Below are 7,806 nucleotides of genomic sequence, written 5' to 3' on the forward strand. Positions count from 1 at the left end.
TGTTGCTATGGGACAGTTACTTGCACAATTATTTTGATCCTAAATAGAATTTACGGTAGCAGGCTTTGGTGAATCCTTAGCAACACGTTGACCTGTCATCACCATAGGAACCCCATTTTCAGGAGCAATCGCGAATCCACGACGAGCTGGTTTAATGATTTTGTCTTGTGCTAGGGCTAAGTGATAATTAGACAATACCTTAGCCAAAACCAGTTTCATTTCCAACATCGCCAAAGTAGCACCAATACAGCGTCGGTTTCCACCACCAAAGGGAAAATACTCATAGGCAGAGTATTGACGCTCAAGGAATCGTTCTGGTTTAAACTGATCGGAGTCTGGATAGAGGTCTTCTCGACGATGGGTTAAATAGGGACAGGCAAAAAGGGTAGTATTGGCCTGATAGTGGTGACCCATAATAGTAATTGGGGCTGTGGTAATGCGGGCGAAGATCACAAACGCCACTGGGTAAATCCGCAGGGTTTCGTAGGCTACTGCTGTGAGATAGGGCAGTTGGGCAATTGCCATCGGGTCTGGATTATCCCCTAAGCTATCAATTTCCTCTAGCAGTTTTTGGCGCACTGTCGGTAATCGATGAATCCAGTAAAATGCCCAAGCTAAAGCGGTTGCAGTAGTCTCATGACCTGCAAACAAGAGAGTCATCAACTGATCTTGTAACTCGTGATCACTCATTAACTCACCATTTTCGTCCCGAGCGGACATCATTAAACTGAGAATGTCATTGCCCATATGCTCGGGTTGCTCTCGGCGCTGATTAATCTCTTCCTGAAGGAGGTTATAAATTTCCTGCCTACGCCGCACCAACTTGCCCCAAGGACTCCAAGCCCCTAAATCTCGTTGCAGGAACTTAAAAAACAGCATACTAGAGCGCAGGGGGGAACTAGTCATATCTAGCATGGCTGCCAGGAGTGGCTTCAGTTTTTGGTAACGGGGTCCGTGACCTAGACCGAAAACCCCCTGCATGATTACCTGGATGGTAATGTCTTGCATGGCAGTACGGGCAGTAAAGGCTTGACCGATTACCCACTGACTCGCTACTTGCTCAGTAATATCACAAATCAATTGACTGTAGGAATTAATTCGTTGCCCATGAAAGGGAGGAATCAAAAGTTTACGCTGCCGCTGGTGGGGTTGACCATCGAGTAAAGTCATTGAGGTTTCCCCCAGCAAGGGTCGTAGCAGCTCATTTCCTGAACCAGACTTAAACTGGCTAGGAGGAGCGGTCAAGACTTCCTGAATTGGTTGGGGATGGCTGAGGATGACTAACGGTTCCAAACCACTTAGCCGTATGGTAAATGTATCTCCATAGCGTTCTACACACTGATCCAAATACTTCAGAGGGTCAGCAATCCAATAGATTAACTGTAACCACTCAGGGATTTGAGGACCTTCAGGCAATTTACTCACACTCGTTTTCCTCTGTTACTTTCTCAAGACCAATTCATGCTCTAACCTAACTACCATATTGCAACAAAACCTTCGGTTAGCTCATTACTATCAGAAAAGCGCTTATTGACAAGCTATTAATAGGATTAAGGGTAATCAAAACTAGTCGATTAATCCTATTCTGTTAGTCTCTGGGAATTCAAATGAAGCAAGATTTGATCAGAATCTCGACAAGGCAGGTATGACAATGGATCTAGAGTTGCAGATTCTCAAGTCGTCTCAATAGTAGTCTCAATCAATCTCATCCATAAGACATTTCACTGGTTAAAACCCCAAATTTACCCTTTATACTAATTCCGCACCAAGCCAGCTGATTGTAATATTTGTTTAATACTCGTAATAATTAGAAAAGGTTTCTGAGACTATGACAGTTGGTAGCAGGGTTCCGACATTTTGTCAAGGAATTCAGTATTTTGGCAACACCATACCGGGTTTTGATGCGGCTTCTGACCAATACGGGCAACAAGCAGCGATTGCCCTGGGGCAAAATGCGATCGCATCTCCTGAGGATCCAGCAGCTGTCTTCCAGACCTTACTGGCTGCTGATGCCCTACGCTACCTAACCCTGCACATCACTGCTAGTAAATCTTCTGGTCATCCAGGGGGATTTGCCAGCATTGCGGACGGGATTGCAGCTTTGGTGATGCTGGGTTACAAAAACATTATTACTGAAGTGGGACACCATGCCCCAGGCTTCTACAGTAACATGTTTCTGGATGGCTCCCTAGAGGAGATGGGCATTAAGACTGTAGAACAGATGGGGGAACGCTTCCGAGAAATGCATGGACTGCTCGGACACCTTTCTGGTCAAATTCCCGGACTCCTCAATCCAGCTGGCCCCCTCGGACAAGGGCAACACTTTGCTATGGCTGGGGCTTTGCTTCATCCAGGAGTACTATTCCCAGTTACCATTGGGGATGGGGGCTTGGGTGAACCTTATATCATGAGCAGTTTTGGTCACTTCTCTACGGCCTATCCCCAGGTGACTAATTTTCTGCCGATCTTAGTGTGGAATGGTTACAGCCAGGAACACCATAGTATGGTTTCCACAAAATCCAATCAAGAGATGATTGCATACTGGCAGGGGAATGGTTTCCAAGAGGTTATCTTAATCAATGCTAAGGATTACGATGATGCTGACCAACCCGGTGAGTATGTCGATAGCACAGAGTTTTCCTTGCAGAAGCGATTGGCATTTACCCAAGGGGTTTTGGAAGCTACGGATAAAGCGGCTAAATCAGCGTTGAGTGGTAAGTTAACGGTGCTGATTGTTAAACAACTCAAAGGAGCGGGAGTCCACAAACGGGGAGCTAAAGCTCACAATCTCTACCCAGGAGATACCCTGGAAAAAGATTATATTGTTAGTGCCCTGAAAGCTCGGGCGTTACCTGCTCAAGCGTGGGAATTAGTCAGGACAAATTTTGAGCGTTCTGGAGGAGGGTCAGCAGCCCATACTGTAGTCACAGAAAAGGAATTGCCTTTACCAGATTTAGGTGAATTACCTTTAGAGGAATTTGTGATTGACGGAGACAAGAAAATAGCGACTACCGCTATGGGAACGATAGTTGCTGATGTGGGGCAAAAAGACCCTAATTTTATTATTTCCAATGCTGATGGTAATGCTGCTTCTGGAATTAATAATATTAACCAAGCCCTAAAAATTATCCACCCGACCCCGGATGAAATTTACTTCCAAGGCCCAAAAGGTCAGGTGTACGAACCCTTGAGTGAAGATGCTTGTGCTGGATTAGCAGTAGGGTTAGCCTTGTTTGGCGCTCGTACTCTGTGGTGTTCTTATGAATCTTTTGCTATCAATGGGTTACCCATTTGGCAAACCGTTACCCAAGCCATGGCAGAATTGCGCCGTCCTACTCCGTCTACTATTACATTATTTACCGCTGGGGCACTGGAGCAAGGACGCAATGGTTGGACTCACCAGCGTCCTGAAATTGAAAATTACTTTGCTGCTATGATGCGCAATGGCAATATTTTCCCCTTGTTTCCCTGTGATGCTAATAGTATCCAAGTGTGTTATGAGTGGGCGCTGAGTACTAAGAATAAAGGAATTACCATTACTGCTAGTAAGTCACCCTTACCGGTGCGCACGACCTTTGAGCAAACCCGTCAAGGATTGCGAGATGGTGCAGTGGTGTTGCATGAATCTAAAGGTAGTAAAACTGTTGTGTTTGCGGTGATTGGGGATATGAGCCTGATGCCAGTGTTTGATGCTGCTTCGGATTTGGAAGAGCAAGGGATTGGGGTGCGGATTGTTTCGGTAATCAGTCCCCGCCGCTTGTACCGTCCTGATGATACGGCTTGGAAAACCTGTACTGAAGCTGATGGCGGTTTCTTAGATGATCAGGGGTTTGAACAGCTGTTTGGTGGGGATGGGTTGATTGGTGTTACTGGTGGTACCAGTGCGATGCTGGAACCGATTATGTTACGTAGTACTTGCCAGCGGGATGTGGTGGCTTGGAAGCGTGGTGAAACGGCTGGCAGTGCTGGTCAAATTATGGCGTTTAATGGTTTGACTGCTGAGGCTTTGGCTAAACGAGCGATTGACTTGGTTGGTTAAAATTTAGTTGGCTAGAATTTTTTGGTGTAGCCCTATCTTTAAGGATGGGGCTGCACTAATCAAGCCTCGCTGCCCGGAGCCAAGACTAAACGTTAATAGTTGTTAAATTAAGGCAGATTCATGTTCCAAGAGATTGCTGCTCAGATTGCTTTTTCCCCCTCCTTTCCCTATTTAGCCACAGCTCTAGGGATTACTAGCATCGGGGGACTACTGGGCTGGGGCTGGTGGCAACGAAAAAATACTTACAAATCTCTAGAGTTACTGCCGTGTCCTCCCAAACACTGGCTATTGGGAAATCTTCCTCAGGTATTAGCAGCAGTTAAACAGAAAAAATTCTTCCAATTATTGTTTGATTGGAGCAAGCAGCTAGGCCCGATTTATGTTTTATGGATTAACCCTCCAGTTCTGGTTTTGAGTCAACCAAAGGTGATAGAAAACACCATTGTGAATGGCATCAAAGATGGCAGCTTAGGTAGGTGTAAGCAATTGCGCCAAGTTTTCAACGACCTTGCTGGTGCTCCCGTTCTTATCGGAGAAAACGGGAGTGAGTGGCAGTGGCGACGGAAGGCTTGGAATCCTCAATTCAATTCTAGTGGTCTGTCCAAATACTTTGAGATTATTAACCTTGCCTGCGAACAAGTAATTGCCAGACTTCTGCAAGATGCACCGCAAACAGAGGTAAAGGTCGATTTCCTGTTTGTGGAACTAACTATGAGGGTGATTTTCTGTTTAGTGGTGGGAATTCCTGTAGATGGAAAATCCTCTAGTTCTGAAGGTCCACCCCTCGATATTCTTAAGGCTCACGAGGCGATGTCTATTATAGGATATCGGGTCTTACGGTTATTCGCTGGGGAGAAGATATGGATGAAATATTTGCCCACTAAGGCTTCACGAGATTACTGGAGAGCAATGGCATATTTAGAGGGTTTGATTGGTCCGAGAGTGGAATTAGCCTTGAAGATGAGAGCACAAAACCCGACTAATTGGGGGCAGGTAAGTCCAAACTTCCAGGAATCGATGTTAGTGAAAATAGCGGCTAAGGAACCAAAATACACTCGGAAAACACTGATAGCAGAAGCGATTGAAATCTTGATTGCTGGTACTGATACCACAGCTCATACTTTATCCTTTGCGGTAGCAGAGTTAGCATTAAATGCCAGGGTTTTTCAGAAAGCACAAGCTGTGGTTGACCAGAGTTGGCAAAGTAATGGTGGTATTAATACAGAAAGTCTGAAAAAACTGACTTACATCAGTGCCATTATCAAAGAAACTTTGCGCCTTTATTCAGTCGCCGAAGGTTCCACTTCCTTGGAGGCTGAAGGTGAAACCGTGATTGAGGGCAACTTGATTCCTCGTGGCACGATTATCTCCTGGTCAATACTTGGTGCTGGGCGAGACCCAGAGGTCTATGGCAACCCCGAGGAATTTTGGCCAGAGCGTTGGTTAGACCAGGGCAAGGGCAGCAGCCCACTTCCAATGATCACCTTTGGCTCAGGTTCTCATCGTTGCTTGGGAGAGCATCTGGCCATGGTGGAAGCAACGGTAATGCTAGCCATGCTGCTCCGTTATTTCGACTGGGAGTTGGTCAATGGTCGTTCATCTGTTGAACAGTTAGAACAGAACCTTTTGATTTATCCGTCCGATGGGATGCCAGTGCGTTTTAAGCCTAGAGACTTGCAGTGTATTGAGGAAACTTACTAGGTTTTAGGGAGTAGGGAGTAGGGAGTAGGGAGTAGGGATTAAGGGCAGTCATGGGGGTTTCCACGGGGCTGATAATGGTTTTTGGGTAACCTATCTCTTAATAAGAGACCTTCATGATATACCCAGTCGTGCCCCTGACCGTTAACAGGTGTGCTCCTCTTAACGGTAAGGTGTTAAGAGCATGTTAAGCTTATAGATTAAAAGGCTCCCGACCACTATCTTATCATAGGCACGGACAACTATGCGACCTGATTTGCAGGACTTGGTGATTTCAGAGGATTATCTAACCAATTTGATTGGGGAGAAGCCAGAGCGAGTCAGAGGTTTTTTCCTAGAGAAACCAAAAGAACCAGGAGATTTCCTGATCAAATTGGGTAGAGGGTCCTTTCTATGGCTGAAATATAAGGCAGTTAGACGGCTGGTGAAAGAGGTGGATCGATACAATACGGTGATTAGAGCTGTACACATTAATGATCAATTGGAAGAAGCTGGGAATCCAGGTGTTGGTCTCAGTAATCGGGAGCGAGTGCTCGAAGCCCTTAGGGTGATGAAAACGGATTTAGTGCGTGCCTTGAAGACAGAACGAATTCTCAGGGAGAATAAGCAGTTTATTACTAAGAATCCTCAGCTATTTACTACTAATTTAACCACCTTGACCGCCCTGCACTTGAGTGATCAGGCCAGTGAGTATGGACGAGTGCTAGACCAAGCCTTGCAGGTGGCAGTGGGGGTGCAAGAGGAAATGAGAAAATTGCAGAATCAGCGTTAGTGGACGCTAAAGTATTTAGTTTAGGGAGTCGGGAGTCGGGAGTCGGGAGTCGGGAGTCGGGAATAGGGAATCGGGAATCGGGAATCGGGAATCGGGAATCGGGAAAAATCCTGTGTACCTGAGGTGCGACCCGTGGGGAATTTAATTCTTAATGGGTCAAGGGCACCTGATAGTTATGACAAAACCTGTCAGAAGAGCAAATATTTAGTTAAAGAATAAAAGCAACTGATTATTGCTGTTATTAAAAAGCGATAATAATTAATTCTATTACCCCTTGGATAATATTTAATTATTTAAGTTACCGTAAAAAAATAGGTTAATTTTTAAGTTTTAATAGTAGTATATCGATTCCATAGTTGAGTGGTAATTCTAAGAATAGATGGCAAAAGCATAGGTCTGGCATGACGCTTCATTGTCATTATTCATTCAGAGAATTACAGGAATTGTACAATGCCTTATCAAAATATTACCGGTACTCTCTCCGAAAGAGATATCCAAGAAATCAAAACTGCCCTACAAACGATTGAATAAAAGCTGCCTTTCTTAGTTAATCTAACGGCTGAGGAACGACGCAACATGTTTAAAATGGGTTCAAAAAGTCTATCCTTTGTGAATAATAGCCTCACTGCTGCCCAATCTAACCCCAAAATTCTACCTGCTAGCTTTGACCTAGACGAGTTTGTACGGGACTATCAGCTCGCTGTGACTCTGACCGATGTCTTATTCCAACTGCGACAGTTAACTGAAAAGGTGGATGATACCTTAATGGCAGTCAGCTCTGAAGCGATGAACAGCAGTCTACAAGTCTATGATTACATCAAGACGGCTGCGAAAAGGACTCCCGGTCTAAAAACCATTGCCGAGAGTTTAGGGAAACGCTTTAAAAAAGTTAATCGTAATAAGTCTGCTAAAGCCAATTCTCAGGCTTAGGTTCCAACAAGGCTTTCGGTCGAAGTTCTGAGCTTCGTGGACGAGCCTCTGAGCTTCCTGGACGAGCCTCTGAGCTTCCTGGACGAGCCTCTGAGCTTCCTGGACGAGCCTCTGAGCTTCGTTTATATCCCCTAAATCCATAATCAGGACTTACAGACCAAGACCCTTGAACCCGTTTATCCTGATCCATCAAAAGCTGACATCGGTATCATTACGGTCAATAACCCGCTTGGCAGATTAGTTACGGTCGATGTCCCCTATTAAGGGGAGCACCTCCGCTTCAGAACTGGGCGTGAGACTTTCACCTCACCCAGCTCCTGGGTAAACTCAGTCTTTTGACCGGCCTTTCGGCATGCTCCAGTGTATC

Annotated in this window: 7 protein-coding genes; 5 read left to right on the forward strand and 2 right to left on the reverse strand. The window is 45.4% G+C overall.

The genetic code is table 11. The features are described 5' to 3' along the window. Nucleotides 1-39: 39 nt before the first annotated feature. A complete protein-coding gene (locus tag F6K49_RS32315) occupies nucleotides 40-1,425 on the reverse strand; it encodes a cytochrome P450 (protein WP_293103227.1) in 1,386 nt (461 codons plus the stop codon). 403 nt (nucleotides 1,426-1,828) lie between these two features. On the opposite strand from F6K49_RS32315, the gene F6K49_RS32320 reads away from it, so the two are divergent. From F6K49_RS32320 to F6K49_RS32340, 5 genes are all read left to right on the forward strand, one after another. Then, nucleotides 1,829-4,039, forward strand: a complete 2,211-nt coding sequence (locus F6K49_RS32320; RefSeq protein ID WP_293103229.1) for a phosphoketolase — start codon at nucleotides 1,829-1,831, stop codon at nucleotides 4,037-4,039. A gap of 120 nt (nucleotides 4,040-4,159) precedes the next feature. Continuing rightward, nucleotides 4,160-5,740 carry a cytochrome P450 gene (locus tag F6K49_RS32325; protein WP_293064673.1) on the forward strand — a complete coding sequence of 527 codons (1,581 nt, stop codon included), beginning with the start codon at nucleotides 4,160-4,162 and terminating at the stop codon, nucleotides 5,738-5,740. A gap of 241 nt (nucleotides 5,741-5,981) precedes the next feature. After that, nucleotides 5,982-6,509: a hypothetical protein gene (locus tag F6K49_RS32330; RefSeq protein WP_293018859.1), complete on the forward strand. Its 528-nt coding sequence runs from the start codon at nucleotides 5,982-5,984 to the stop codon at nucleotides 6,507-6,509. Then, the gene (locus F6K49_RS32335) at nucleotides 6,509-6,631 is read left to right on the forward strand and encodes a hypothetical protein (protein WP_293030813.1); all 123 of its coding nucleotides are present in this window, start codon (nucleotides 6,509-6,511) and stop codon (nucleotides 6,629-6,631) included. Before F6K49_RS32330 ends, F6K49_RS32335 begins: the two co-directional genes overlap by 1 nt. A 454-nt stretch (nucleotides 6,632-7,085) precedes the next feature. Continuing rightward, on the forward strand, nucleotides 7,086-7,439 hold the full coding sequence (locus F6K49_RS32340; protein ID WP_293082683.1) for a hypothetical protein: 354 nt from the start codon (nucleotides 7,086-7,088) through the stop codon (nucleotides 7,437-7,439). Here F6K49_RS32340 and F6K49_RS32345 read toward each other — a convergent pair. After that, entirely contained in the window at nucleotides 7,417-7,629 is a 213-nt protein-coding gene (locus F6K49_RS32345; RefSeq protein WP_293064678.1) for a hypothetical protein, read from the reverse strand. The genes F6K49_RS32340 and F6K49_RS32345 overlap by 23 nt on opposite strands. Nucleotides 7,630-7,806 lie beyond the last annotated feature (177 nt).

The sequence above is a fragment of the Moorena sp. SIO3I6 genome (assembly GCF_010672095.1).

What these genes read in the sequence shown, in the direction of transcription:
- F6K49_RS32330 (WP_293018859.1), top strand. Translation starts at nt 5,982, where the DNA reads ATGCGACCTGATTTGCAGGACTTGGTGATTTCAGAGGATTATCTAACC.
- F6K49_RS32325 (WP_293064673.1), top strand. Translation starts at nt 4,160, where the DNA reads ATGTTCCAAGAGATTGCTGCTCAGATTGCTTTTTCCCCCTCCTTTCCC.
- F6K49_RS32345 (WP_293064678.1), bottom strand. Translation starts at nt 7,629, where the DNA reads ATGGATCAGGATAAACGGGTTCAAGGGTCTTGGTCTGTAAGTCCTGAT.
- F6K49_RS32320 (WP_293103229.1), top strand. Translation starts at nt 1,829, where the DNA reads ATGACAGTTGGTAGCAGGGTTCCGACATTTTGTCAAGGAATTCAGTAT.
- F6K49_RS32340 (WP_293082683.1), top strand. Translation starts at nt 7,086, where the DNA reads ATGTTTAAAATGGGTTCAAAAAGTCTATCCTTTGTGAATAATAGCCTC.